Source organism: Microbispora hainanensis (assembly GCF_006874475.1).
GTDB classification, from domain to species: domain Bacteria; phylum Actinomycetota; class Actinomycetes; order Streptosporangiales; family Streptosporangiaceae; genus Microbispora; species Microbispora hainanensis.
Window position 1 is genome coordinate 1 of the sequence record NZ_VIRM01000180.1, and the last position, 620, is coordinate 620.

Genomic DNA, 620 nt, shown 5'->3' on the forward strand with positions numbered 1-620 from the left:
ACCGGGCGGATGTTGATCAGGGTCTGCGGCGTGATCGCCTCGACGTCCTGCGTGGTCATGCGCTCGCGGACGACGCGCTCCATGCGGGCCAGGCCCAGGCGGACCTGGTTCTGGATGAGCTCGCCCACCGTGCGCAGACGACGGTTGCCGAAGTGGTCGATGTCGTCGGTCTCGACGACCACCGAGTTGTCCGGGCCCATCGTCTCCTCACCGGCGTGCAGCCGGACGAGGTATTCGATGGTCGACACGATGTCCTCGTCGGTCAGCGTGCCCTGGGTGATGTCGGCCTGGACGCCCAGCTTCTTGTTGATCTTGTAACGGCCGACCTTGGCGAGGTCGTAGCGCTTCGGGTTGAAGTACAGGTTCTCCAGCAGCGCCTGCGCCGACTCCTTGGTCGGCGGCTCGCCCGGACGCAGCTTGCGGTAGATGTCGAGCAGCGCGTCGTCCTGGCCGGAGGTGTGGTCCTTCTCCAGGGTCGCCCGCATCGACTCGTACTGACCGAAACGCTCCAGAATCTGGTCGCTGGTCCACCCGAGCGCCTTCAGCAGCACCGTGACGGGCTGCTTGCGCTTGCGGTCGATGCGCACGCCGACGCTGTCGCGCTTGTCGATCTCGAACTC

General features: G+C 66.0%; 1 pseudogene. It reads right to left on the minus strand.

The features are described from left to right. Nucleotides 1-620: pseudogene (locus FLX08_RS40070) on the minus strand (DNA-directed RNA polymerase subunit beta); the annotation flags it as partial.